The organism is Rhodococcus ruber, assembly GCF_027270735.1.
GTDB lineage: Bacteria > Actinomycetota > Actinomycetes > Mycobacteriales > Mycobacteriaceae > Rhodococcoides > Rhodococcoides rubrum_A.
Window position 1 is genome coordinate 445107 of sequence record NZ_JAPWIJ010000006.1, and the last position, 25964, is coordinate 471070.

A 25964-nucleotide genomic window follows, 5' to 3' on the forward strand; every position below is an offset into this window, starting at 1 on the left:
ATGACCACGATGATCGACACCATTCTGATCGCCAACCGCGGCGAGATCGCCGTCCGAGTGGCACGGACCCTGCGCCGCATGGGGATTCGCACCGTCGCCGTGTACAGCGATGCGGACGCCGACGCCCGGCACGTCCGCGAAGCGGATACCGCGGTGCGACTCGGCCCAGCCAGCGCACGCGAGAGCTACCTCGATATCGACAAGGTGATCGCCGCCGCGAAAGCCACCGGAGCACAGGGAATTCACCCGGGATACGGCTTCCTGTCCGAGAACTCGGAGTTCGCAACCGCCTGTGCTGCAGCGGGAATCGCCTTCCTCGGACCGCCGGCCAAGGCAATCGAAGTGATGGGCGACAAGATCGCCGCCAAGGCCGCCGTCAGCGCCTTCGGCGTCCCCGTCGTACCCGGCATCTCTCGTCCGGGCCTGACCGACGAGGACCTCATTGCCGGCGCGCCGGACGTCGGCTTCCCCGTCCTGGTCAAACCATCCGCAGGCGGCGGCGGCAAGGGTATGCGCCTGGTCGAGCACGCCGAGGACCTCCCCGCGGCATTGACCAGCGCTCGCCGTGAAGCGGCCTCCTCGTTCGGTGACGACACCCTCTTCCTCGAACGATTCGTGCTGCGGCCACGGCACATCGAGGTACAGATCCTCGCGGACGGCCACGGCAACGTCATCCACCTCGGCGAACGCGAATGCAGCCTGCAACGACGACATCAGAAGGTCATCGAAGAAGCACCCTCTCCGCTGCTCGACGACGCAACCAGGGCGCGCATCGGCGAGGCCGCCTGCAATACGGCCCGCAGCGTGGACTACTCCGGTGCCGGCACAGTCGAATTCATCGTCTCGGCCGAGCACCCCGACGAGTTCTTCTTCATGGAAATGAACACCCGCCTGCAGGTCGAGCACCCGGTCACCGAGATGGTCACCGGACTCGACCTCGTCGAATGGCAGGTCCGTGTAGCTGCCGGTGAAGCGCTCACTTTGAGCCAGAACGACATTCGCCTGACCGGCCACGCCATCGAGGCCCGCGTCTACGCCGAGGATCCCGGCCGTGGATTCCTCCCCACCGGCGGCACCGTCGTCGGATTGCGCGAACCCACCGGCCCCGGCATCCGCGTCGACTCCGGCCTCGCCGTAGGAACCGAGGTGGGCAGCAACTACGACCCGATGCTCTCGAAAGTCATCGCCCACGGCCCCGACCGCAGCACGGCGCTACGCAGCTTGGATCGAGCGCTCGCCGACACTGCCGTGCTCGGAGTCGTCACGAACATCGAGTTTGCGCGATTCCTGCTCGCCGACAACGACGTCCGAGCCGGCAACCTCGATACCGGGCTGCTCGACCGCCGGGTCGAGGATTTCGTGGCCGCCGAGGCAAGCGACGAGGCGCTGGTCGCCGCGGCAGCCATTGCCTGGCTCGATGTGTGGCAGGCGGCAGGCCACGACATCTGGGGTACGCCGTCGGGATGGCGTGTGGGAGCGCACGCGCCGTTCCATTGCCGTCTGGCCTCGGGAGGGCGCACTGCCCACGTGTCCATCACCGGGACCCTCGATGCGGCCACGGTCGTCGTCGACGACGGAATGCCGCGCACCCTACGCGGCGTGGCCACCGAAGATTCCGTGGATGTGGTGCTCGACGATCGACGTGAGACGATGACGTTCGCCCGAAGCGGTTCGGCCACCTGGGTTTCCAGCTCCCGCGGCACCTGGCGAATCGATCGAATCGCCGAGCCCAGCGTCCGTGAGAACGAAGCGCACTCCGGAGACGCCGAGATCCTCTCCCCGATGCCGGGTTCGATCATCGCGATCGGAACCACCACCGGCACCGCCGTCACCGCAGGCTCGGCCATCGTGGTGGTCGAAGCGATGAAGATGGAACACACCCTGACCACGCCCATCGACGGCACCGTCGAACTCACTGTTGCAGTGGGGGATCAGGTCCGCGTAGACCAGGTCCTCGCCCGAATCGTTCCCACCGACACCGAACAGGACCAGCCATGACCGATCATCTGTCTTCGTCGAATCTGCCCGACGAGTACCAGCAACTGGTGAAGTCCGTTGCCGACTTCACCCGGACGGTCGTTGCGCCGGTTTCGGCGAAACACGATGCCGAGCACTCGTTTCCGTACGAGGTTGTCGCCGGGATGGCCGAGATGGGCCTGTTCGGTCTGCCGTTCCCCGAGGAGTTCGGCGGTATGGGCGGTGACTACTTCGCTCTGTGTCTGGCACTCGAGGAGCTCGGCAAGGTCGATCAGAGCGTCGCGATGACGCTCGAGGCCGGTGTCTCACTCGGTGCCATGCCGGTCTACCGTTTCGGCAACGATGCGCAGAAGGAGCAGTGGCTGCCCAAGCTCACCGCAGGCAAAGCCTTGGCCGCGTTCGGCCTGACCGAGCCCGGTGCCGGTAGTGATGCCGGCGGTACCAAGACAACCGCCAAGCGTGACGGCGGCGACTGGATCATCAACGGCAGCAAGCAGTTCATCACCAACTCCGGCACCGACATCACCGAGCTCGTCACCGTCACCGCGGTGACCGGCGTCGACGAGACAACCGGACGCAAGCAGATCTCCTCCATCCTGGTGCCCACCGACACCCCGGGCTTCGTTGCGGAGGCTGCGTACAACAAGGTGGGTTGGAATGCGTCCGACACACACCCGCTCAGTTTCACCGATGTCCGCGTACCCCAGGAGAACCTACTGGGCCAGGAAGGTCGCGGGTACGCGAACTTCCTGCACATCCTCGACGAGGGACGCATCGCGATCGCTGCAGTATCGGTCGGAGCCGCGCAAGGCTGCGTCGACGAGAGCGTCAAGTACGCCAAGGAGCGTGAGGCCTTCGGCGCTCCGATCGCCCGCAATCAGGCGATCTCGTTCAAGATCGCCCGCATGGAGGCACGCGCCCACACCGCGCGAACGGCGTACTACGACGCAGCTGCGTTGATGTTGGCGGGCAAGCCGTTCAAGAAGGCTGCGTCCATCGCCAAGCTCGTCGCCTCCGAAGCGGCCATGGACAACGCCCGCGATGCCACGCAGATCCACGGCGGCTACGGTTTCATGAACGAGTACGTCGTCGCCCGTCACTACCGCGACAGCAAGATCCTCGAAATCGGCGAGGGTACAACCGAGGTTCAGCTGATGCTGATCGCCCGGAGCCTGGGACTGTGAGCGACAAGCGCATTCGCCAACGCGGCCTGTGGTTCGAGGAGATGGAGCTGGGCACCGTCTACGAACACCGTCCGGGACGGACCATCACCGAGGCCGACAACACACTGTTCACCACGCAGACGATGAACACTCAGGCCCTGCACCTCGACGCGGCCTACAGCGAGACAACACCTTTCGGCCAGCGCCTGGTGAATTCGATGTTCACGGTCTCGACCCTTGTCGGGTTGTCGGTGACGCAGTTGACCCAGGGCACCATCGTCGCCAATCTCGGCTTCTCCGAGGTCTCTTTTCCCAAGCCGCTGTTCCACGGCGACACGCTGTACGCGGAGACGGTGATCTCGGACAAGCGCGAATCGAATTCTCGCCCCGGCGAAGGCATCGTGACATTCACCCACACCGGTCGAAATCAGCACGGGGATGTCGTCGCCATCGCGGTCCGCAAGACGCTGGTCCGAATGCAACCGTCGGAGGACGCATCGTGAGCCCCGGGCAGGCCGGAGGCCGGGCGCAATGTTGGGTTCCGGCGGGTCCGGCATGGCTGTTCTGCCCGGCAGACCGTCCCGAGCGCTACGAAAAAGCCGCAGCCCGAGCAGATGTGGTCATCCTCGATCTAGAGGACGCTGTCGGTGCCGCCGACAAGGCCGGAGCTCGCGAGTCCGTGGTGTCGACCGCTCTGGACCCCGCGAGCACCATCGTCCGCATCAATGCGCACGGTACCGACGATCAGGCCGCCGATCTCCTGGCGTTGAAGCAGACCGGGTACACGACGGTCATGCTGCCCAAATGTGAATCAGCCGAACAGATTGTCGCTCTGACTCCGTTGAACGTCGTCGCGTTGATCGAATCTCCACTCGGCGCGATGACGGTGTTCGACGCACTTGCGGCCGACAACGCCATCGGTGCCATGTGGGGTGCCGAGGACTTGGTCGCCGCCATGGGCGGTAATTCGAGTAGACACGGCGACGGCTCGTACCGCGATGTCGCACAGCATGTTCGGTCGCATACGCTCTTGGCGGCGAAGGCACGCGGGGTGTTCGCACTCGATTCGGTGTTCCTCGACATCCCCGATCTCGACGGGGTGCGAGCCGAGGCCGACGACGCCGTGGCCGTCGGCTTCGATGGCAAGGTGGCCATCCATCCGAGCCACATCCCGGTCATTCGCGACGCCTATGCCCCGACCCCCGAGGCGATCGAGTGGGCCACCGCAGTGCTCGACGCTGTGGCACACAACCGCGGTGTCTTCACCTTCCGCGGTCAGATGGTCGACGCACCCGTTCTGGCGCATGCTCGACGCATCATCGCGCGTCGAGCCTCGTAGTTCTCTCGCGCTCGGTCAGCCCGCCCCAGATTCCGTACGGCTCGTCGCATCGCTGGGCGTGGGCCAGGCAGGACTCGACTACCGGACATTGCCGACAGATGGCCTTTGCCTCGGCTTCGAGGCGACGAAGGGTGGGGCCACGCAATCCTCTGTCCGGGTAGAACATCGAGATCGGCATCGTTCTGCACCGGGCTCGAAGTTGCCATTCCCACACGCCGGCGATCGGCGGGGGCAGCCGCACGTCGAGTGATTTGTACTTCATGGTGTTCCGTCCTGAGATTCTCAGTGCATGTGGCTTCCACCGTTGATGTCGATCGTGGTGCCGGTGAGGTACGCGGCGTCCTCGGACGACAGGAACGTGATGACGGAGGCAACTTCGCGGGTGGTGGCCGTGCGTCCGAGCGGAATGCCCTGGGCGATGGCCTTTTCCTGTTCGTCGGTGCTGCCGACACGGATGTTGGTGTCCACAGCTCCCGGAGTGACCGCGTTGATCGTCACGCCCGTATCTTCCAACTCACGGGCCAGGGACTTGGTGAAACCGAGCAGAGCGGCCTTGGCCGAGGAGTACGGGACCTTGCCGAAGACTCCGCCGCCGCGTTGCGCCGAGACCGAGGACATGGTGATGATCCGACCCCACCGCTGCTCGATCATGTCCGGCAAGAATGCTTTGGTGACCAGGTAGGTTCCGGTGGCGTTGACCGCGAAGACCTTGTTCCAGAGCTCGACCGTGGTTTCGAGAAACGGCACCGGGGACGTGATGCCGGCAATGTTCGCCACGGCTCCGACCGGTGGCAGGTTCCCTGCTTCGACCTCCGATTTCGTTGCTGCATAGGCCTTGAGAACGGAATCCTCGTCCGATACGTCGATGGCGTGCCCGAACGCAGCGACGTTGTACGCCGCCGCGATCTCTGCCGCAACCTTCTCGGACTTCTCGCCGTCGAGGTCGAGAATGACGACGCCCCAGCCGTCCTCGGCGTAGCGCTCCGCGGTGGCGCGGCCGATTCCCTTGTCGGAGGTAGCCCCGGTGATCACTGCGGTACGGATGGTTGTGGTCATGATGTCTCCTGGTGTGTGTCGAGTAGCAGTTCGGTGATCAGGTCTCCGGCGGCAGTGGTCGCCGCCGGACGTTGTTCGTCGGAGATGTCTCTCGTTTCGAGTTCGAGCGCGAAATGGCCGTTGAATCCCACGGATCGGAGCGCATCGATGCCGCCGCGGAAGTCGACCTCGCCGCGACCCACGCTGACGTTGATGTTGCCCGGGTCGTCGATGGCGTCGGCTCCATCGAGCCGGACGTCGCCGCGGGTCGCATCGCGAACATGAACGTGCGAGATTCGGCTGCCCATCGACCGCGCGAAGTGAATCGGGTCGCCTCCGGAGGCAACAATGTGGCTGAAGTCCATGACGATGCCGATCGCCGGATCGATGCGCTCGGCCAACGCGGCTGCGCGCCCGGTGGTGCAGCAGAGCCGGAACACATGCAGCGACTCGGTCCAGACGTTCACGCCGTGCCGATGGGCCCGTGTCGACGCATAGTTCAGGTTGGCCGCGACCCGATCGAGATCGAAGTCGAGCGACTCGATGGGCTCATGCCCGAGGGCGCCGTTCGGTAGCACGAGCGCCTGAGCCCCCACCTGTGAAGCTAACTCGAGCAGTCGTTCGAGGTGAACAACCGCCCCGAGGTTGGTAGTCGGATCGTTCAGATCTCCGACATCGCAATTGATCGACCGGACGGCCAGGCCTGAGCGCTGCACAACCTCCACCACCTCGCGAACACCACGATCGCCCAGGTCCAGGGGCACGTGGTCGCACACCCCTGGTAGCGATCCCAGGTCGATTTCCGCGAATCCGAGCTCGCCGATGACGTCGAGCGCGCTGCCCAGAGGTAGGTGCCGAAACGAGATCGTCGAGCAGCCCAGCCGCGAATCGAACATCCGAGCCTCCTTCCTGTCGTCGTGATGCGGACCACAGTAGGCACCCCTCCGGCCCTTCGTCAACCGTCGCCGGTTGACTGTTGACAGTAACAGTGGAATAGGTCACACTCGTGATGTTGACAGTCGACGGTCACTTGGACGAGTTTGAAACCAACACCTCAGCAGGAGAGCCCCCATGAGCACAGATGCTCTGCAGATGCGCGGACCGGTTCACGGCACAAAAGACGCCAAACGCGTCGCCGTCGGATCTTCGGTCGGTGCCGTCATCGAAACGTACGACTTCATCGGCTTCGGCACCGCCGCCGCCCTCTACTTCGGAACCGCATTTTTCCCCGGCTCCAACTCCGTCACCGGCACACTCGCGGCCTTCGCCACCCTCGGTGTCGGGTTCGCAGCCCGCCCCCTCGGCGGCATCGTCGGAGGACACCTGGGCGATCGCGTAGGCCGTAAACCCGTACTGGTCGGCTCCCTGATCCTCATGGGCATCGCCACCTTCGCCATCGGCTTGCTGCCCACGTACGCCCAAGCCGGCATCATCGCGCCGATCCTGCTCGTGGTGGTGCGCATCATCCAGGGACTCGCCTTCGGTGCCGAATGGGGCGGCGCGATCCTGATGAGTTACGAGCACGCGCCGTGGCGCAAGAAAGGCAAGTTCACCGGCATCGTGCAGGCCGGCTTCCCCGTCGGACTACTGCTCGCCAACCTCGTCTTCCTCGGAAGCGTGCACCTCGGCGGCGACTGGGCCTGGCGAGTGCCCTTCTTGTTCAGCATCGTCCTGGTCGCAGTCGGCCTGATCATCCGCTCGAAGGTTCCCGAGTCGCCGGTGTTCGACGACGTCAAAGAAGCAGGCGTCTCCAAGTCTCCGATCAAAGAGGCCATCAAGCACGACTGGCGAAACATTCTGCGCGGCATCGGTCTTCGTATCGCCGAGACTGCGGGATACGCAGTGTCCGTCACCTACATGATCTCCTACCTGCACACGCAGGAGCTGGCGACCACGTCCGAGACCATCACCGCACTGTGTATTGCTTCGTTCATCGGTATCTTCGCCACAACCGGTTGGGCCGCCCTCACCGACCGGATCGGACGACGCCCCCTATACATCGCGGTGTGCAGCTTCGCCGCACTGTTCGGAATACCGATGTTCCTGCTCGTCAACACCGGTCTGTTCCTGTTCGTCATCGCGACCATCGTGCTCGCCTACGCCGTCTGCCAGAATGCCCTCGCCGGCGCTCAGGGTGCCTGGTTCCCCGAGCTGTTCGACGCCTCTCGCCGTGCATCGGGAGCTTCACTGGCGTACCAGATCTCGGCCATGGTCTCCGGCTTCACTCCGTTCATAACGACGCTGCTGTTCGTCTGGCTCGGGTGGCTCGGACCGGCCTTGCTGTTCATTGCCTACGCCCTGATCGGTCTCGGCTCCGCCATCGTCACCAAAGAAACCTGGGGCCCGACCGAGAGACGCCTCGCGGCACAGGCAGAACTCGACACCCCAGCGAATTTTCCGGCCACCACACGCGCAAAGGAATTACTGTGAGCACGATAACCGAAGCAGCACAGCATGACTCGAAGAGCAGGATCGAACACGCAGCCGAATTCGCGTACGCCATGCGCCACCATGTCATCGATATGGGCGAAGCTCAGGGACAGGGCTACGTAGGGCAGGCCCTCGGCGCTGCGGACATCTTCGCTGCCGTGTACGCCGACAGGTTGAACTACCGGGCCGAGGATCCCGAATGGGCCGAACGCGACCGCTTTCTGCTCTCCACCGGCCACTACGCCATCGGTCTCTACGCCGCCCTGGCCGCGGCGGGCATCGTCCCCGTCGCCGAACTCGAAACCTACGGCTCGGATGAGTCCCGACTCCCGATGTCCGGAATGGCAACCTACACAACGGGTATGGAAATCTCTGGCGGTTCGCTGGGCCACGGACTGACCGTCGCAGTGGGGATGGCACTCGGACTCCGACATCAGCGTTCCGCGTCGCGGGTATTCAACTTTCTCTCCGACGGCGAACTGGACGAAGGTTCCACCTGGGAGGCCGCGATGGGTGCCCATCACCACCGACTCGGCAACCTCATCGCCATGGTCGACATGAACGCGCTCCAGGCGGACGGCCCCACAGCAGGTGTGCTCGGAATCGAGCCCGTTCACGAGAAATGGGCTGCAATGGGGTGGAGCGTCTACCGCGTGAACGGGAACGATCCCGCGGCCCTGTCTGCCGCATTCGACTCTGCCTGCGCCGCAGCCGAGCCCGTCGGAACACCCTCGATCATCATCTGCGACACCAAGATCGGCTACGGAGTCCCCTTGCTCGAAAACCGGGAGAAGGCGCACTTCATGCGCATAGACGAGAGCGAGTGGAGCATCTGCCGCGACCAGTTGACCGAGCGTTTCACCGACCCGACCTACCTGCAGGAAAACGAGGTTCAGGCATGACCACCACCACTTCCCCCAAACTCAAGACATCGGCGATGATTGCATCGTTCGTCGATCCCGGCCAGCGCACCGCCGACGCACCGTTCGGTCACGCCTTGGTCGAGGCCGCGCAGAACAACGACAAGATCGTCGGCCTCAGCGCCGACCTCGCCAAGTACACCGACATGCACATCTTCGCCCAGGCCTTTCCCGATCGCTTCTTTCAGATGGGCATGGCCGAGCAGCTGCTCCTCGGAGCCTCCGCCGGCATGGCCGAGACCGGACTGATCCCGTTCGCGTCGACGTACTCCGTGTTCGCGGCCCGTCGGGCATACGACTTCCTGTGCCTCGATATCGCCGAACCCAATCTGAACGTCAACATCATCGGCGGCCTTCCCGGCCTCACCACGGGGTACGGACCGAGCCACCAGGCCACCGAGGACATCGCCATCTTTCGCGGGATGCCGAACCTGACGATCGTCGATCCGTGCGATTCGGTCGACATCAGCCAGGCAGTCCCCCAACTCGCCGCCTCCGACGGGCCGACCTACCTGCGCTTGCTTCGCGGCAAGGTGGCAACCGTGCTCGACGAGTACGACTACACCTTCGAGCTCGGAAAAGCCAAGGTCATCCGACCCGGCAACGATGTGGTGCTGGTATCGAGCGGCCTGATGACGATGCGCGCGTTGCAGGCAGCGAAGAATCTCGAGAAACACAACATCGACGTCGCGGTGGTGCATACTCCGACGATCAAGCCGTTCGATGCCGATACTGTTCTGGCTGAACTGGATACACCTCGGTTGGCCTTCACCTGCGAGAACCACACCAAGATCGGCGGTCTGTTCGAGACCGTCGCCTCGGCGATCGTCGAGCGCGGACTCGGCAAGAAGGTCGGTGCGATCTCCTTGCCCGACGAGTTCCTTGCCGCGGGTGCCCTACCCACATTGCACGATCGCTACGGCCTCTCGACGTCCAGTATGGAAGCCCGCATCATGGCAGGACTCTGACACGATGCGGCTTTGCAGTCCGAGGGTCGTCGACGCCGGACGTACACTTACTGTCAACAGCTATCAGTCGACTGTTTGCAGTGAGACGTCATCGACGAAAGGAGCCCCCGCCATGGGGCAACCCGGCGCACTTCTCGGACTGCAGAAGACCAACCTGCGTCAGCAGGCGGTCACCGCTCTGCGATCTGCCATCACCAGCGGTGAGCTTCGTCCCCGCAGCGCCCTGGTCGAGACCGAACTGTCCGAGCGCTTGCAGATCAGTCGAGGCACTCTGCGCGAGGCCCTACGGCAATTGCAGCAGGAAGGCCTTGTCGTCACCGGTGCGCGCGGGCGTCTGCACGTACGCCACCTCGACACCAAGGAGATTCACGACATCTTCTCGGTGCGGGGCGCATTGGAGGGCTTGGCTGCAGCCGAAATCGCTCGACATCCTGAGCGTCCCCGCATAGTCGCGGAATTGCGGGCAGCACTGCAGCTGCTCAATCAGGCCCCGAAGGACGAGACACTCGACGACCGCATCGAGGCAGATCTCGACTTCCATCGCTTGCTTTGTCGATCGGCCGACAACGAGACCCTGCTGCACTCGTGGACGAGTCTCGAAGGTTCGATCCGCATGTCGATCATGTACGCCGGACGTGATCGCGCCCTGGGCAACATGGATGCCGACCGCCACCACGAGATGGTCGACGCCATCGAGGCCGGGGTGCCCGACGATGCGACAGCTGCGGTGCGTGACCACATGATGTGGGCCGTCGGCAATCTCGTTGCGTAGCTGCGGAGGGACTCAGCTGCTGACGGAACCGTTCATCAGACGATCCATCGCGGCGACATCGCTTGCCCGGGTGCGACGAGACAGCGCCGTGTCGAACATGGTGAATCCATGGAATGCGCCAGGCCAGCAATGGAATTCGGTTCTGTTACCTGCGGCCAGAAGTCGGCGGGCGTAGTCGATACCCTGATCGCGTAGCGGGTCGAGTTCGTTGACGGTGAGATAGGTCGGCGGTAGGCCCTCGAGGTCTCGTCGTCGAGCCGGGGATGTGCGTTCGTCCGGAACCCGACCTCCGAGATAATGCTGCCAACTCAGAACCGCATTGCCGGTGTTCCAGAACACGGCGTCGACGCCCTGTTTCATCGACGGCGAGTCGGCTCTGTCGTCGAGTGCCGGTTCGATCAGTGCCTGCATCGCCAGTCTCGGACCGCCGCTGTCACGAAGTTCCAAGGCAGTGCACGCGGCCAGACACGCTCCGGCACTGGTTCCCAAGAGACCGATCCGACCCGGGTCACCGCCGATGCTGTCGGCAGCATCGACCGCCCACTGCACCGCGGTGACACAGTCGTCAACGGCTGCGGGATAGGGGAATTCAGGGGCCAACCGGTAGTCGACGGCAACGACGACGCACTGCAGCGCAGCCGCGAGACCTGCGTTTCCTTCATCGTTCGAGGCAGCCGAGCCCAATGCGAAACCGCCGCCGTGCATTTCGACCACGACGGGCAACGGCCTGCTGGCCACCCTACGCGGACCGGTGATCCGGACGCCGACGGTGTGCCCGTCGAAATCCGCACTCGCGTTCGAGACAACGACGTTTGCAGACAGAGGCTCCGGGCCGCTCGTCGGCGCGGCCCGAGCAGCAGTGATGTCGCGAAAGTCCACGGCCGGAACCTCCTTCACCACACGTTGCAGCTCTGGATCGAGGTCGTCGATGCGCATACATTTCACAGTAGGTGTCGCGGGCAGTGAAAGTGACTCTGAACGCACTAAATTACTGAGCCGCGAGATTGTGGTCATGGACGGCGTCTCGCCTCAGCGTGAGATCCGCATTGAAGTCTTCGCGTCCCCACGTGAGAAGGACCCACCCGACGTACAGACCGCGCACGGTCGGTCTACCCTCGTACCGGCCGACGACGTGACGGACCGGCTTTCTGTCAACGGTCACCTTGCCGAAATGCGCGCGGTGTCCGGCCCGCGCGCACACGAAAGAAGCTGGTGAAGTTGGACGGGTCGTCGAACCCGAGCTGAATTCCGATGTCCAACACAGACAGTGACGTGAACACCAGCAATCGCTTCGCCTCGAGCACAATTCGGTCGTCGATCGTCTTCTTCGCGGTCGTTCCATGACTGTCGGCAGCTCGGTTCAAGGTGCGCTCGGAATACCCCAGGCGCTGTGCGTAGTCCGAAACCTTACGCAGCGAACGGAATTGAGCTTCCACCTCGGCTCGAAACCATGCGAACACTTCCGCTCCCTCAGAAGCGGGGTTACCGTCGGTCTCCGAACTCAGTCGTAGGAGTAGGCACGCCAACGCCGAACGCCCGATCTCGCGTCGGACACCGGGGCCGGACGACGGCGGCATCGGCGCGAAAAGCGCGTCGAGCGCCGCGTGGACCCCGGCGCTCGTGCCCGCATCTGCGGTCCAGAAGCTGCGCATGCTCGCTGCCGTGATCGCCAACAGTTGCTGAGTGGACGGCCCGACCGCATGAGAGGCGAACATCGCCACCGATCCGGACAACGTGTCGATCTCGCCCCATTCATGGACTTGGCCCGCATGAATCCATACGACATCCCCCGGGCCGATGTCGTACTCGATGAAATCGATTCGGTGCACGGTCCGGCCAGATTCCACCCGAAAAAGCAGGTCGAAGTTCAATCGCTGCGGAGCAACGAACTCTCGTTGACCACCGCTACGCACGATCGCTCGAAGCGTCGTCAGCTCGATCTCGATGTCGGGCGCGGAAGGGGTGAACTCGACACCTCGAACAGAATTGCTTTGTCGCATATTTACCAGTCTGCCGCAGGTCGTCACCAGAGAACAGTGCCCAGACGTGGCATCTTCAGAAGGAATCGACTTGCAAACAGAAGGACACCACGATGACCGACCTGACATTTACCACCCTCGATACCGGCCCGAGCACGCTGGACAAGACCGTCACGCTCGTATCCGGTGACACGGAAGCGGTGCTCGTCGACGCCGGATTCACACGCGCGGACGGACACCGAGCCGTGGCAGAAATTCTCGATTCCGGCAAGGAACTCACGACCGTCTTCATCAGCGCAGGCGACCCGGACTTCTACTTCGGAGCCGAAGTGGTCCAGGATGCTTTCCCGAACGCCCGGTTTGTCGCACCGGCCGATGTCATCGACCACATCGACCACAGTTACGACAAGAAGCTCGAGGCGTGGAAGAACCTCGGGGTCAATCTGCCGACCCGCCGCGTCACTCTCGAAGCCTTCACCTCCGACACGATCACGGTGGACGAGCAGGTCCTCGAACTGCGCAACGCAGACCTCGATCCGCACAACCGCGGATGGTTCCTGTTCGACCCCGCTACTCGCACAGTGGTGGGAGGCGTCCTGGTGTTCAGTGGCCTGCACGTGTGGACTGCGGACTCCTCGACCCCCGAACTCCGCCAGAAGTGGATCGCCGGCTTGGACACGGTCGAGGCCTTGAATCCGACCACCGTGATCGCCGGACATCGCTCCGCGGGAGCTGCAGCGGACGGTGCCGCGCTGGCACATACCCGCGATTACCTGAAGAACTTCGAGCGCATCGTCGGGGAGAAGGAAAATGGCGCTGAGGTCGAAAAGGCGCTTCTGGCCGAGTACCCCGACGCGGGTCTTGCGGTGGCCGCGCATCTCGGGGCACTTGTCGCAAAGGGCGAAATGGCATGGGGATGAACGAATTGTCGTCCGATCCGTCGCCGGCCGCAGTGGTCCGTCGGCAGTACATCGCATCGGCCGCCGGCGATCTGAACGCACTTCGCGACACGCTTGCCCCGGATGTGGAATGGACCGAGATGGCAGGGTTTCCGTTGGCGGGCACGTACCGGACGCCGACCGGTGTTACCTCCAATGTGATGGAAAAGCTCGGTGCCGAATGGGAGAACTGGATCGCGCACGACGACACCTACGTGGTCGATGGTGAGAACGTCGTGGTCCTCGCCCGATACACCGCGAAGCACAAACAGACCGGCAAAGCCTTCTCTGCACGGGTTGCCCATCACTTCGTCGTGCGCGGAGGACTGATCGTCCGATTCGAGCAATTCGTCGATACCGCAGTAGTTCGGGACGCAGCCACCGAGTAGACCACCAGTGGACGAGACGGATGGGCTCGCTGCAGTCAGCGAGCCCATCCGTCACACAGAACGCGGTCAGAATCCCACTTTGTCCGCACCCTTGAGGTCGAGCATTACTCGAGCCTCGTCAGGTGTGGCGACCTCGAAATTCAGCGCCTCGAGAATGGTTCGAATCCGGGTGACCTGCTCGGCATTCGATGCGGCCAGCTGTCCCGGGCCGATCCACAAGGAGTCTTCGAGCCCCACTCGCACATGGCTACCCATGGCAGCACCGATGGTCGCGAGCGGCATCTGGTTCTTGCCCGCACCGAGGATCGACCACTGGTAGTTCTCACCTAGCAATCTGTCTGCGGTACGACGCATGTGCATGAGATCCTCGGGGTGTCCGCCGATCCCGCCCAGTAGTCCGAACACGGACTGGACGAACAGCGGACCACGGGCAAGTCCACGTTGGTGGAAATGACTGAGGTTGTTGAGGTGCGAGATGTCGTAGCACTCGAACTCGAAGCGGGTGCCGCCGGCGTTCCCGATTTCCAGAATTCGCTCGATATCGGCGAACGTGTTCTTGAAGACCAGGTCTCGTGATTTCTCCAACGCATCACGTTCCCACTGGTGCTCGAACTCGGTGAACCGGTCCAGCATCGGGTACAACCCGAAGTTCATCGAACCCATGTTCAACGATGCGAGTTCGGGCGAGAATGTCGCGACCGGCCTCATCCTCTCCTCGACGGTCATGTGCGGCGAACCACCCGAGGTCAAATTGATGACCGCGTCCGTATTCGCCTTCAGCTTCGCCAGAATGGGCTCGAAATGCTTGGGGTCTTGTGACGGGCGACCGTCTTCGGGATCTCGGGCGTGCATGTGCACGATCGCTGCACCGGCCTCGGCTGCCCCGATGGCGGCGTCGGCGATCTCGTTGGCCGACACCGGTAGGTACGGGGACATACTCGGCGTGTGAATTGCGCCGGTCACAGCGCTGGTGATGATCACTTTGCGTTTGCTGGCCATAACTTGCTCTCTTTCGCGAGTTCTGAGTAAAAGTTCAGCTTCAGTGAGCGGCGACTGCCGCTTTACTGGGATCCTCGGTGCCCATGCGGAGCTTCAAACTCAGGAGCGCGCCCACCGTGCACATAGCGGCGACGAAGAACAGACCGCTGAATTTGTTACCGGTGGCATCCTCGAAGAAGCCCATGACATAGGGGCCGACAAATCCTCCGGTGAGGCCGATCGTGTTGATGAATGCGAGACCGAAGGCGAGGCGCTTACCGCTCATCCGGGTCGCCGGGAACGTGAACAGGATCGGTTGAATGGCGTAAAAGCTGAACGCCGCCAGGCAGAATCCGATCAGTCCCAGCACGGCACCACTGACTGCTCCGATAGAAAAGCCCACTGCGATACCGAGCATTGCAACGGCGGCGATGATGCGGCTACGTCCGGCTTTGGTGGCGAATCGCGGCATGAATATTGCGCCGATGCCGGCGAAGATCCACGGAATCGCTGCGAGTAGCCCGATCTCGAATGTGGTGAGGTCGCCATACGTCCCGATCAACGACGGCAGGAAGAAGCTCAGCGAGTAAATTGCGATCTGGTGTGCGAAATAGATTCCGACGACGAGCAGTATTTGTTTGTCTCGCAACACATCTCGAAAGCTCGAATTCCCGGCCGAGTCTGCACCGGAGTCTTCTTCCGCTTTGATGCGCGCCTCGAGATCCTTGCCTTCCTCTGGACTGAGGAAGGTTGCCTCGGTCGGCCGATTGGGAAGCGTCTTCCACACGACCACGCTCAACAGGACTGCGGGAATACCCTCGATGATGAACATCCACTGCCAACCGTGCAGGCCGCCGAGTCCGTCGAGCATCAACAGCAGCCCGCCGAGCGGAGATCCGACGATCTGAGCAATCACAACGCCCAGCAAGAAGAGTCCGATTGCGCGAGCACGGTCCTTGATCGGGAACCACTGAGTCAGATAGAACATCACGCCCGGAAACAGGCCGGCCTCGGCGATACCGAGCAGCATGCGCAGGATGTAGAACGACATCTCACCCTGGATCAACGCCATCGACATCGACAACAGACCCCAGGTGATCATGATTCGCGTGAACCAGAATCGGGCTCCGACCTTGTGCATGATCAGGTTGGAGGGAATCTCGGAAAGCGCGTACGTGAGGAAGAAGAGCCCGGCACCGATTCCGTACGCGGTTGCCGACAGCCCGAGGTCGATCTCGAGACGATCTTTCGCCATTCCGATATTGGTCCGGTCGATGAAGGCAATGACGTAGACGATCACCAGAAGCGGCATCAGGCGGCGGAAAACTACCTTCGTGATGGTCTCCGGCGATCTCATCGCCGTTACCGGGGCTTGCGTTCGGGACATGGTTGGCCTCTGCAGTCGGTGAGTGTGTGGTCGGGGTCGACGCTGGGGTGTGACCAGCGCCATATTCAACGTGTGATGCCCATTACAGAGGTGCCTCTCAAGCTTAAGCAACGTTAAGTAGGGCATCAGCCATCTCGGACTCCCCACCCCGACTTAACGTTGCTTAATATTAAGCACACCGACTGTAATCGGCATCACACAACCGCCGCGGAGTAGAGCATGCTTCGCACCGCTACTCGAAGCATCCTGCGCGTCGGTACAATTTCAGGAGACTTTGTGACTGCAACCCACGCGCCGGGCAACGACATCACCGTCGAACTGGCTTACGGCAGAACAGGATTGTCCGTTCAGCTGCCTGCCGACCGAACCACCGTGGTCGAACCGGTATTTCGACCCGCCGCCACCGACCCGCACTCCACATTGCGAGCGGCGCTTGCAGGCCCAGTAGCAGGGCCCGCACTGCGAGACGTGGTCGAACGCGGCCAGACGATCGCCGTATCCCTGTGCGACTCCACCCGTCCGCAGCCTCGCGAAGCGATGGTCAGAGCACTACTGGCCGAGCTGGAGGGGATAGTCGATCGTTCCGACTTCGTCCTGCTCGTCGCAACCGGAACTCATCGCAGCAACACCGATACCGAACTGCGCGCCATGCTTGGGGACGACCTCGTCGACACGATGCGGATCATCAACCACGATGGACGAGACCCCGAATCCTTGCAATGGATGGGGACTTTCGGCAAAGGCGTCCCGGTATGGCTGAACCGCCACTGGGTCGATGCGGACATTCGGATCACCACGGGCTTCGTCGAACCGCACTTCTTCGCCGGCTTCAGTGGAGGACCCAAGTTGGTAGCTCCTGGTCTCGCTGGCCTCGACACTGTGTTGACTCTCCACAACGCCGACAGAATAGGCAGTGAGAACGCGACGTGGGCGGTGTGCGAGGGCAATCCGGTACATGACGACGTACGCGCAATCGCGGTGGGGACCGGCGTCGATTTCGCATTCGACGTAGTGCTCAACCGCGAGCAGAAGATCATCGCGGCGTTCGGTGGAGCATTGCTGGAGATGCACGCGGCCGCGCGCGAGGTGGTTCGTGAGCTGTCGATGTGCCCGGTACCCCAGCTCTACGACGTCGTCGTCACGACCAACTCCGGATTTCCGCTGGACCAGAGCGTCTACCAGGCAGTGAAGGGAATGACTGCCGCAGCCACGGTGGTCAAGCCCGGCGGTCTGATCATCTGCGCCGCGGAATGCAGCGACGGCTTCCCCGACCACGGTTCTTTTCGAGAGGTACTCGCGTCCGAGGCCACGCCCGCGGCATTGCTCGAGGCAATCTCGGCAAGAACCGAAACCGTGCCGGACCAATGGCAGGTGCAGGTCCTCGCCCGGGTGCTGGCCCAAGCACGCGTCGGCGTGTACACGACCTCGCTGTCCGACTCCGAATTACGAACAGCCCATTTGTTTCTCGTACCCGATGTCGGCGATGCAGTCCGAGCCGAACTGGCGCGGCTCGGCCCTGACGCCAGGGTGTGCGTTCTGCCCGAAGGACCCCAGACCATTCCCTACGTGACGACAGGAGTTCTCGCATGAAAGACAACGCAACTCTGACAGCAGCGAAGGACCGTTTGATCGCTCGTCTGTCACTCGAGGACCGGGTCCTGATCGCGTTCTCGGGCGGAGCCGACTCGGCACTGCTCGCCTACACCGCGACCCAGGTAATGGGCACAAGAGCGCTGGCGGTCACGGCCGTGTCCGCAAGCTTGCCTGCATCCGAGCGCAGTGCGGCAGCAGAGTTCGCCCGGAACCACGGCATTGCACATATCGAGGTCTGCACGAACGAGATGAGCAATCCGGACTACATCGCCAACGACGGCAACCGCTGCTTTCACTGCAAGACTGCACTGTTCGATGCGCTCGAACCGATGGCTGTGCTGATGGACGCACGGATGGCACTCGGGACCAATCTCGACGACCTCGGCGACCACCGGCCCGGACAAACTGCCGGCCGCCTTCGCGGTGCGATAGCACCGATGGTCGATGCAGGTCTGTCGAAGGCCGACGTTCGTGAGATCAGCGCCTCGTACGGGCTCACGACTGCCACCAAACCGGCCGCTGCATGCCTGTCGTCTCGAATTGCGTACGGCGACAGCGTCACTCCTGCTGCTCTTGCTCGGATCGAACAAGCGGAGGAATCGCTGAAGAGTCTCGGGTTTCACAACTTTCGAGTTCGCGCACATGCCGACGGCACCCTTGCCAGACTCGAAATGCCCCAGGCCGACATGGACGAGGCCTTCCGCTCCAGAGACAGGATCAGAGCCGAGCTGCGTTCCGCGGGCTTTCTCTTCGTCTCGCTCGATCTCGGTGAATTCCGCAGCGGCGCAATGAATGCGCTACTTCCTTTGACGACGGTGACTCGATGAGTGCCGGCCGCACCGCGCCTTCGGTGCGCCAACTGAACTACACCGTCGACGTCGACCGGGAGCGCCGCCAAGGGCTACCGGAAGTCGTATACGGCCCCGGCAAGACTGCACCGGAGATCGCAAAAATCGTCGAGACACTTCTGCTGGCCAATTCCGGCCCGATTCTGGTGACTCGAATCGAAGCCGATGATGCGGCGGTGGTCACTGCATCGGTTGCTGGCGGACGCTACGACCGCGCCGCACGCCTCCTGGTGTGGAGGCCCGCCGATCCCCGTCGGATTTCGGTCGGAGTAGTGACCGCGGGAACCGCAGACGGGCCGGTCGCCGATGAAGCCGTTGCCGTCGCAACGGCAATCGGGCTGTCCGTCGAGCACATACGCGATGTGGGTGTGGCTGGTATACACCGGCTTCTCGGCCGCGTGGACGAGATCCGTGCGATGGACGCGGTCATCGTGGTCGCGGGAATGGAAGGCGCTCTTGCCAGCGTCGTCGGCGGACTCGTCGCGACACCGGTGATCTGTGTTCCCACCTCGGTCGGCTACGGGGCGTCGTTGGACGGTGTCACCGCTCTGCTGGCCATGATGACGTCCTGCGCCGCGGGGATGACGGTAGTGAACATCGACTCCGGTTTCGGTGCCGCCATGGCCGTCCATCGAATTTTCGCAGCTCGATCGATGATGTCGGACGATCGGAGTCGATCATGATTCTCTGGCTCAACCCCATTGCCGGCATTTCGGGCGACATGATGTTGGGGGCACTTCTCGACCTCGGCGCACCGATCGAGACCCTTCGCAAGGCGATCGCCTCGACCGGAATCACCGGCTGGACCATCGACGTCGAGAGCGTCGAACGGCAGGGTGTTCGCGCACTGCACGCTGTGGTCGACGTCGATGATGTTGTCGCCGAACGCCATGCACACGAGCTGATCACGATGGCAGAGAGGGCAATACCCCGCGAGGCCGCAGATCTCGCGGCCGATGCCGTTCGTGCACTGGCCCGAATCGAGTCACGAATTCACGACACACCGGTCGAATCGGTACACCTCCACGAGCTCGGTGGTGTCGACACCATCGTCGACACTGTCGGTGTAGCCGCCGCATTGCACGCGCTCGACATAGACGAAGTATGGTCGGGTCCAGTCGGCTTGGGCGTCGGCCAGACACGAGCAGCACACGGCATCATTCCTGTGCCGGCACCTGCCACTCTCGAACTGTTACGCGGATCGCGTGTTCGCGGAATCGATTCCGACACCGAAACTGTCACCCCGACCGGAGCCGCGCTCCTCGCCGCCGTGAAAACTCGATACGGCCCGGTACCCGAAATGACCATGGATGCAGTGGGATACGGCGCCGGAACGCGGGACACACCGGGTCGTCCGAACGTACTCACCGCGGTGCTCGGTACACGCCTGCGTTCAGAGAGTCGCCCCGACGCCATGATGGTTCTGGACACCACGGTGGACGATGTCACCGGCGAGATACTCGGCGAGTTGATCCCAGCGCTGCTGACGGCCGGCGCAGCCGACGCATGGATCACTCCCGTGGTCGGCAAGAAGAACCGGCCTGCCCACGTGATCTCGGCGCTGTGCACCTCACCCACCATGACCGTCGTCGAGGAGTGCCTTCTCGCGAGGACCGGCTCACTGGGTGTCCGCAGAACACACGTCGATCGGCGGACCCTGCCACGTCACATGGAGGTGGTGAACGTCGACGGACACGACGTGCGGGTCAAGGTGGGCCCGCATCGATCGAAGCCGGAACACGACGACTTGGTTGCGGTGTCCACCGCGACAGGAGTGCCACTGCGATCGGTGGCCGAGCGAGTACAGACCCTGGTGAACGATCACCACACCCGCACCCATCCGCACACTCACTGATCGACACGACAACCGAGAGGTAGATTCATGACTACGACACCAACCATCCAGCAGATCGCTGTAGTGGGGGCCGGCTACATGGGCGGCGGCATAGCCGTCACATTCGCGGCGCACGGTTATCAGGTGCTCATCGCCGATGTCGATGCCGCCACTGCGGAGCGGGCTCGCGACCGTCTTCATGCCGAAGCCAAGCAGTTCGAGGCCAACGACCTTGTGCCCCTGGGCTTTGCTTCCGCAGTTGCACAGAACTTGTCCGCGGCCGAGTCCATGGAAGCAGCCGTCGCCGACGCCGACTTCATCATGGAGGTCGTACCGGAGATCGAGTCGATCAAACTCGACGTCCTCCGCCGCCTCTCGACCGCGAACCCGACGGCAACGATCGGAACCAATACCTCCGCAATTCCGATCACTTCTCTCGCAGTCGGAGTCGAGAATCCTGATCGATTCCTCGGTGTGCACTGGATGAATCCTGCGCCCTTCATTCCGTGCGTGGAGATCATCCCCCACACCGGCACCCGCGAAGGCCTGGTCGATTTCGCTTCGGACTTGATGCGCGCGGTGGGCAAACGCCCGTCCACAGTGTCCGACAGCCCGGGATTCGTCGCCAACCGCCTGCAGTACGCATTGCTGAAGGAAGCATCGACCATGCTCTCCGAGGGGGTGGCAACTGCCAAGGAGATCGACGCAATCGTCTCGAACTCGTTCGGGTTCAGACTCTCGTTCTTCGGCCCCTTCGCCATCGCGGACATGGCAGGACTGGACGTCTACCAAGGGGCATTCGGTGTACTCGAACGCGCGTACGGTGAGCGCTTCTCCACACCCGACGTCATCGAGAAGTCCGTTGCTGCAGGTAACTTCGGCATCAAGACAGGTAAGGGACTTCTCGATCTCGACGCGGAGAGTCAGGATGACCTGTTGGCCTACCGCGACCGCGCATACGTCGAATTGAACCGTCTGCGCGATCGACTCGGCGAGTCTCCCGCACTACGCTGATCCGACACGAATCGGTGCACCCACGGGGGTGCACCGATTCGCCCGATCTCAGACGTCCACAAGTGCCGCAAGTGCTTCCGTTCCCGGCCGAAGCCGGCCGGATTCACACGCGTGCACGATCTCGACCACCCGATCGTTGAGTGGTGAAGCGATCCCGAGCGAGCGGGCTGTGGCGGCCACTCCCCCATTGATGACGTCCACCTCGGTGATTGCGCCGCGCTCGAGATCCTGGAGCATCGACGCTTTCGTCTTACCCAGTCTGCGCATGAGAATCGCCAGGGACTCGTCCGCCCGCGCTGCATCACCGGTAGACCGCACAACGAGGTCATCCGGTGCCACCCCCACGATCTCCGCCAAGTCGACATCGAGTGCGGAAGCGACGTCGTACGCTTCGGTCCACAGCCGATACGCGACCGCACGTGCCACGTGGTCGGAGGCTATGTCCTCGTACAGTCCTCCGGTGACGGCTCCGAGTCCCGAGAATGTGCTGTTGAGCAACAACTTCGACCACACTCGACCGAGGATGCGGTCCGATGTCACCACCTCGGCAGCGGCCGAGAGAACCTCTGCGAGTGTCGCCAGCCTCTGCGTGGATCGGCCGTCGACCTCGCCGATGACGAACGGCGCGACGGTGGTCTGGGCGAGGTGCCCCGGACCCAGGTTCGTTGCACCCCATTCGGTGATTCCGACGACGAACCGGTCCCGTCCGACCACGTCGCCGATCACGTTCTGCACAAGACCATTTCCCAGACTCACGTACGTGTCGACGCGATCCGACTCCATCAGCGGTGTCAAAGCAGACCGAAGGTAGGGGGCCTTGAGTGTCACCAGCGCGAAGTCGAACTGCCCGTCCAAGTCGTCTGCCGACTCGACGGCCGGCACCCGCACGGTCGAGGTTCCCGTCGGCTCGTCGAATTGCAGGCCGCGGCCCGACATGAGGCCGACGTGCTCGGAGGAGGTATCGAGAACGACGACGTCATGGCCGCTTCGGGACAGGTGCGCCGCGGTGACACCCCCGATGGCTCCGCCGCCGACGACGAGTACGCGAGGTGTTACTTCTGGGCTGTCGGGCATCCGCATGTGGTTCCGATCCGTAGATGGTGAGCGCGTAGGACGGTCTGGAAAGATCCTCCGGCCCCGTCGATCCGTCGAATGAGCAGTTCTGCTGCCTGCGAGGCCATTTCACGGCGCGGCTGAAAGACGGTGGTGAGCTCGAGTAACGGCGACGCGCCGGAATACAGCCCGTCGAAACCGGTGACCGCGATATCGCCGGGAACGTCGACATCAGCGGCTCGCAGTGCGCTCATCGCACCCAGCGCCACCGCATCGCTACCGCAGACGATCGCGCTCGGTAATTCGTTGCGCGCCAGCATTGTCTCGACGACGTCGTACCCGGCCTGCTCACTCACGTATGTGCTGTATTGCTGAGCGTCGGTGCTGCGGAGCCCACGCGCTTCGACGGCATCCCGGAAGCCTCTGGCCCGGGCATTCGTCGCGCTGGATGCGAGCGGACCCACAATGGTGACGACATCTGTGCAGCCATGGTCGGCCACATGGTTCATCATCTCGAAAGCCGCTGTGTAGTCGTCGATTCCGACAAAATCTGCCTCGATCTGCTCGATTCGACGATAGAGCTGGGCGATCGGGATATGGGCGCTGCGCAATGCCCTGACGACATTGCCGTCGGACGGGTACAGGACCGTCATCACGACGCCGTCGACATTGCGAGCGATCATCGCGTTCACGATCGGCTCGAGCGTGTCGTGGTCCTCCTGCGTGTGGGTCAGGAACACCTCGTACCCATGAGCTCGCGCAGCATCGATGACACCGGCAGCAATTTCGGTGTAGAAGGGATTGGCCACGTCGCTCAGGACCAAGCCGATCACCCTGGTCTGCTCGGACCGCAGACGGTGTGCACGAGCGCTGGAGGTGTGCCCGAGTTGTTCGGCCACCTCGAGCACCCGCAATCGGGTCTCTTCGGAGACACCTGATCGTCCGTTCATCACGTAGGACACGGTCGCGGGCGAGACTCCGACCACCCGTGCGACTTGCGCGGCAGAGACCCGGTTCGGCCGCTGATGGGTGAGGCCCGGATCCGACGCATTCACCGCACACCTCCTTCGTTCACAGGGTGTGGGCCGCCCTGTGCCTGGCGACGTTGTCCACGTACGACCGGGCATTCGCGCGGTTTCCCTCTATCTCGTCCGACGTCAGACTACGGCGGACCTTGCCAGGAATACCCGCGACCAACGACCCGCTCGGCACGACTGCGCCCGCGGTGACGACGGCACCGGCAGCGACGAGACTCCCCCGACCCACGACCGCCCCGTTCATGACGATCGCACCCATGCCGATCAGGACGTCATCGCCGATAGTGCAGCCATGCAGAACGGCGTTGTGTCCCAACGACACTCCCGTCCCGATTTCGAGTGGGAATCCGGGATCGGCATGCAACACACATCCGTCCTGGACGTTGGTGCGGTCGCCGATCCGAATGGTCTCGTCGTCGGCGCGAATCACCGATCCGTACCAGACACCGACTTCCGAGCCCAGAGTCACTCGCCCGATCACCACGGCTGTGGGAGCCACCCACGCGGAATTTTCGGTCTCGACCTGCATACCGTCGAGGTGCACGATCATCGGACGTCCATCCGATGCGCCGTCGGAGTGGTCGAGTACTCGCGCGCGATCCTCGTACCGACTTCGACGAGCAGAGTGCGCGCATCGGCCATACTTCGGTCGGGGTCCGGCTCGAGATCAGCCAGCGCGTACACCCCGTCGAGCCCAGCGGCAGTGGCCTGCTCACTCGTCACGCTGGATCGACCCACTGCGGCGACCGCCGGAACACCCGCGCGCCGCGCCGAGGCCGCGACCCCGATGGGGCCCTTGCCCCGCAGGCTCTGCGCATCGAGTGACCCCTCGCCCACGATGACGAGGCTTGCGCCGCTCAGCACATCCTCGAAGCAGGTCAGCTCGAGCAGCAAGTCGATCCCCGATACCAGCGTCGCGCCGAACACCGCATGCAGACCGAATGCGATGCCTCCCGCAGCGCCTACCCCTGGCACTTCCCGCACGTCATCGCCGACCGCATCTGCGACGACGTCCGCCCAACGGGTGAGGGCACGGTCGAGCAATCGGACTGTGTGGGTGTCGGCACCTTTCTGCGGTGCGTACACGGCGGAGGCACCGTGTGATCCGAGCAGCGGATTGTCCACATCACACGCCACCACCAGTTCTACATCTGCCATCCGTGGATCCAGACCTGTGAGATCGAGCCTGTGTGCGAAACCCAGATCGCTGGGGCAGGGGTACACACTGTCGCCATCCCCGTCCAGGATGCGTCCGCCGAGCGCAGTGACCGCGCCGGCTCCGCCGTCCGTGGTCGCACTTCCGCCCACCCCCAGCACAATTTTCCGAGCACCTCTGTCGAGAGCGTCCGAAATCAACTGCCCGACACCGCGAGTCGACGCCGTCCGGGCGGTCGTGGAGTTGGGTGCGGCACTGCCGAGAGCGGAAAGACCAGCAGTCGAGGCCATTTCGATGACTGCAGTGCCGTCCTTCCAGCCGTAGGTAGCAGACAGCGTCGACTGGAGGGGCCCGGTCACCTGACAGGTCACCGCGGTGAATCCCTGTCGCAGGACCATGTCCACGGTGCCGTCGCCACCGTCGGCGATGGGGAACTCACGGATCCGGACCGATGGGTCGACGGCCGTCAGACCGTCGGAAATCGCACTGGCTGCATCGGCAGCCGTCAGCGATCCCTTGAATTTGTCGGGTGCCACGACGACGTGGCCGATCTCCCCCAGGAGATGTCGAGTACGCAAGGTGCCCTCCGGGCTTCGGTGCGACACGGCGACTGGTTCCGGGCGCAGGCGGATCGTTCTACGGCACGAACCTAAGTGTGACCCAGATCATTAAGCAATGTTAAGTCAAATCGCTCCTGGGTATGTCGGATCCTTGGGTGCCGTCTGATCGAGGAAGTGCGTGGACTGCCCGAACACGGATTCGGTCGACCGCGACCAGACCGTGGTGATGTCACTGTCCATTCAGCGGACACCTTGCCGGAGATCTTTCACTGTATGAGCACTCTCGGCATACGCCTTGCCTCAAAAATCCTTCTGCAGTTATCTTTTCCGAGCACGGCCGGGCGATCGCCAGATGGACAGTCACGATGTCCTCGCCGCAATAGGATCGAATCGAAGGTGGAACAGTCATGACGGTATCTGTCATCGTTGCCGGTGCTCGTACGCCCGTCGGGCGCTTCTCGGGCGCACTCAAGGACTTCTCGGGGTCGGATCTCGGTGGGATCGCCATCAAGGGTGCACTCGAGAAGGCCGGTGTTGCTCCGGATCAGGTCGACTACGTCATCATGGGACAGGTTCTCACCGCCGGAGCCGGCC

26 protein-coding genes and 1 pseudogene are annotated in these 25964 nt (G+C 63.1%); 16 read left to right on the forward strand and 11 right to left on the reverse strand.

Features of this window, described 5'->3' with window-relative positions; translation table 11 throughout:
• Genes O4220_RS16940 through O4220_RS16955 form a run of 4 tightly spaced genes read left to right on the forward strand, consistent with a single transcriptional unit; the run spans window position 1 to window position 4479 of the window.
• Window positions 1-1998 (forward strand): acetyl/propionyl/methylcrotonyl-CoA carboxylase subunit alpha, encoded by a 1998-nt coding sequence (locus O4220_RS16940; protein WP_269606240.1) that lies wholly within the window; start codon window positions 1-3, stop codon window positions 1996-1998.
• On the forward strand, window positions 1995-3161 hold the full coding sequence (locus O4220_RS16945) for an acyl-CoA dehydrogenase family protein (RefSeq protein WP_269606242.1): 1167 nt from the start codon (window positions 1995-1997) through the stop codon (window positions 3159-3161). Before O4220_RS16940 ends, O4220_RS16945 begins: the two co-directional genes overlap by 4 nt.
• Entirely contained in the window at window positions 3158-3643 is a 486-nt protein-coding gene (locus O4220_RS16950) for a MaoC family dehydratase (RefSeq protein WP_332112833.1), read from the forward strand. The genes O4220_RS16945 and O4220_RS16950 overlap by 4 nt, the downstream gene beginning before the upstream one ends.
• Complete coding sequence (locus O4220_RS16955; protein ID WP_269606244.1) at window positions 3640-4479, forward strand: HpcH/HpaI aldolase/citrate lyase family protein; 840 nt, start codon at window positions 3640-3642, stop codon at window positions 4477-4479. Before O4220_RS16950 ends, O4220_RS16955 begins: the two co-directional genes overlap by 4 nt.
• Here O4220_RS16955 and O4220_RS16960 read toward each other — a convergent pair.
• The 3 genes from O4220_RS16960 to O4220_RS16970 are packed head-to-tail and all read right to left on the reverse strand — an operon-like array spanning window position 4457 to window position 6410.
• A complete protein-coding gene (locus tag O4220_RS16960; RefSeq protein WP_269606246.1) occupies window positions 4457-4741 on the reverse strand; it encodes a WhiB family transcriptional regulator in 285 nt (94 codons plus the stop codon). The genes O4220_RS16955 and O4220_RS16960 overlap by 23 nt on opposite strands.
• Window positions 4742-4761: 20 nt before the next feature.
• A complete protein-coding gene (locus tag O4220_RS16965; RefSeq protein ID WP_269606248.1) occupies window positions 4762-5535 on the reverse strand; it encodes an SDR family NAD(P)-dependent oxidoreductase in 774 nt (257 codons plus the stop codon).
• Window positions 5532-6410: a sugar phosphate isomerase/epimerase family protein gene (locus O4220_RS16970; RefSeq protein WP_269606250.1), complete on the reverse strand. Its 879-nt coding sequence runs from the start codon at window positions 6408-6410 to the stop codon at window positions 5532-5534. Before O4220_RS16970 ends, O4220_RS16965 begins: the two co-directional genes overlap by 4 nt.
• 175 nt (window positions 6411-6585) lie before the next feature.
• Between O4220_RS16970 and O4220_RS16975 the strand changes: the two genes are divergently transcribed.
• From O4220_RS16975 to O4220_RS16990, 4 genes are all read left to right on the forward strand, one after another.
• A complete protein-coding gene (locus O4220_RS16975) occupies window positions 6586-7944 on the forward strand; it encodes an MFS transporter (RefSeq protein WP_269606252.1) in 1359 nt (452 codons plus the stop codon).
• The gene (locus O4220_RS16980) at window positions 7935-8846 is read left to right on the forward strand and encodes a transketolase (RefSeq protein ID WP_269606365.1); all 912 of its coding nucleotides are present in this window, start codon (window positions 7935-7937) and stop codon (window positions 8844-8846) included. Before O4220_RS16975 ends, O4220_RS16980 begins: the two co-directional genes overlap by 10 nt.
• The gene (locus O4220_RS16985; RefSeq protein ID WP_269606254.1) at window positions 8843-9832 is read left to right on the forward strand and encodes a transketolase family protein; all 990 of its coding nucleotides are present in this window, start codon (window positions 8843-8845) and stop codon (window positions 9830-9832) included. Before O4220_RS16980 ends, O4220_RS16985 begins: the two co-directional genes overlap by 4 nt.
• A gap of 112 nt (window positions 9833-9944) precedes the next feature.
• The gene (locus tag O4220_RS16990) at window positions 9945-10604 is read left to right on the forward strand and encodes a GntR family transcriptional regulator (protein WP_269606256.1); all 660 of its coding nucleotides are present in this window, start codon (window positions 9945-9947) and stop codon (window positions 10602-10604) included.
• A 12-nt stretch (window positions 10605-10616) separates the two neighbouring features.
• Here the strand turns inward: O4220_RS16990 and O4220_RS16995 are convergent, their stop codons facing one another.
• Together O4220_RS16995 and O4220_RS17000 are read right to left on the reverse strand one after the other, a co-directional pair.
• Window positions 10617-11540, reverse strand: coding sequence for an alpha/beta hydrolase (locus tag O4220_RS16995; RefSeq protein ID WP_269606258.1), 924 nt, complete (start codon window positions 11538-11540; stop codon window positions 10617-10619).
• 215 nt (window positions 11541-11755) lie between these two features.
• A complete protein-coding gene (locus tag O4220_RS17000; RefSeq protein WP_269606260.1) occupies window positions 11756-12604 on the reverse strand; it encodes a helix-turn-helix domain-containing protein in 849 nt (282 codons plus the stop codon).
• 92 nt (window positions 12605-12696) lie between these two features.
• Between O4220_RS17000 and O4220_RS17005 the strand changes: the two genes are divergently transcribed.
• Together O4220_RS17005 and O4220_RS17010 are read left to right on the forward strand one after the other, a co-directional pair.
• On the forward strand, window positions 12697-13503 hold the full coding sequence (locus O4220_RS17005; protein ID WP_269606262.1) for an MBL fold metallo-hydrolase: 807 nt from the start codon (window positions 12697-12699) through the stop codon (window positions 13501-13503).
• On the forward strand, window positions 13500-13910 hold the full coding sequence (locus O4220_RS17010) for a nuclear transport factor 2 family protein (protein ID WP_269606264.1): 411 nt from the start codon (window positions 13500-13502) through the stop codon (window positions 13908-13910). The genes O4220_RS17005 and O4220_RS17010 overlap by 4 nt, the downstream gene beginning before the upstream one ends.
• A gap of 66 nt (window positions 13911-13976) precedes the next feature.
• Here the strand turns inward: O4220_RS17010 and O4220_RS17015 are convergent, their stop codons facing one another.
• Window positions 13977-14909, reverse strand: coding sequence for a 3-keto-5-aminohexanoate cleavage protein (locus O4220_RS17015; RefSeq protein ID WP_269606266.1), 933 nt, complete (start codon window positions 14907-14909; stop codon window positions 13977-13979).
• Between the two features lie 40 nt (window positions 14910-14949).
• Window positions 14950-16245: an MFS transporter gene (locus O4220_RS17020; RefSeq protein WP_269606268.1), complete on the reverse strand. Its 1296-nt coding sequence runs from the start codon at window positions 16243-16245 to the stop codon at window positions 14950-14952.
• 306 nt (window positions 16246-16551) lie between these two features.
• On the opposite strand from O4220_RS17020, the gene larA reads away from it, so the two are divergent.
• Genes larA through O4220_RS17045 form a run of 5 tightly spaced genes read left to right on the forward strand, consistent with a single transcriptional unit; the run spans window position 16552 to window position 21564 of the window.
• Complete coding sequence (larA, locus tag O4220_RS17025) at window positions 16552-17865, forward strand: nickel-dependent lactate racemase (RefSeq protein WP_269606270.1); 1314 nt, start codon at window positions 16552-16554, stop codon at window positions 17863-17865.
• A complete protein-coding gene (gene larE, locus O4220_RS17030; RefSeq protein ID WP_269606272.1) occupies window positions 17862-18695 on the forward strand; it encodes an ATP-dependent sacrificial sulfur transferase LarE in 834 nt (277 codons plus the stop codon). The genes larA and larE overlap by 4 nt, the downstream gene beginning before the upstream one ends.
• Window positions 18692-19399, forward strand: a complete 708-nt coding sequence (larB, locus tag O4220_RS17035; RefSeq protein ID WP_269606275.1) for a nickel pincer cofactor biosynthesis protein LarB — start codon at window positions 18692-18694, stop codon at window positions 19397-19399. The genes larE and larB overlap by 4 nt, the downstream gene beginning before the upstream one ends.
• Complete coding sequence (larC, locus tag O4220_RS17040) at window positions 19396-20571, forward strand: nickel pincer cofactor biosynthesis protein LarC (RefSeq protein WP_269606276.1); 1176 nt, start codon at window positions 19396-19398, stop codon at window positions 20569-20571. The genes larB and larC overlap by 4 nt, the downstream gene beginning before the upstream one ends.
• A 27-nt stretch (window positions 20572-20598) precedes the next feature.
• A complete protein-coding gene (locus tag O4220_RS17045) occupies window positions 20599-21564 on the forward strand; it encodes a 3-hydroxyacyl-CoA dehydrogenase family protein (protein WP_269606278.1) in 966 nt (321 codons plus the stop codon).
• 48 nt (window positions 21565-21612) lie between these two features.
• Here O4220_RS17045 and O4220_RS17050 read toward each other — a convergent pair whose 3' ends face one another.
• From O4220_RS17050 to O4220_RS17065, 4 genes are read right to left on the reverse strand one after another with little or no spacing between them, the layout of a single operon-like run.
• Window positions 21613-22638, reverse strand: a complete 1026-nt coding sequence (locus O4220_RS17050) for a ketopantoate reductase family protein (protein WP_269606280.1) — start codon at window positions 22636-22638, stop codon at window positions 21613-21615.
• On the reverse strand, window positions 22617-23672 hold the full coding sequence (locus O4220_RS17055; RefSeq protein WP_269606283.1) for a LacI family DNA-binding transcriptional regulator: 1056 nt from the start codon (window positions 23670-23672) through the stop codon (window positions 22617-22619). Before O4220_RS17055 ends, O4220_RS17050 begins: the two co-directional genes overlap by 22 nt.
• A 16-nt stretch (window positions 23673-23688) precedes the next feature.
• A complete protein-coding gene (locus O4220_RS17060) occupies window positions 23689-24204 on the reverse strand; it encodes a gamma carbonic anhydrase family protein (RefSeq protein WP_269606285.1) in 516 nt (171 codons plus the stop codon).
• Window positions 24201-25388, reverse strand: a complete 1188-nt coding sequence (locus O4220_RS17065; protein ID WP_269606287.1) for a glycerate kinase — start codon at window positions 25386-25388, stop codon at window positions 24201-24203. The genes O4220_RS17060 and O4220_RS17065 overlap by 4 nt, the downstream gene beginning before the upstream one ends.
• A 389-nt stretch (window positions 25389-25777) precedes the next feature.
• Between O4220_RS17065 and O4220_RS17070 the strand changes: the two are divergent.
• Window positions 25778-25964 (forward strand): annotated as a pseudogene (locus O4220_RS17070) (acetyl-CoA C-acyltransferase); the annotation flags it as partial.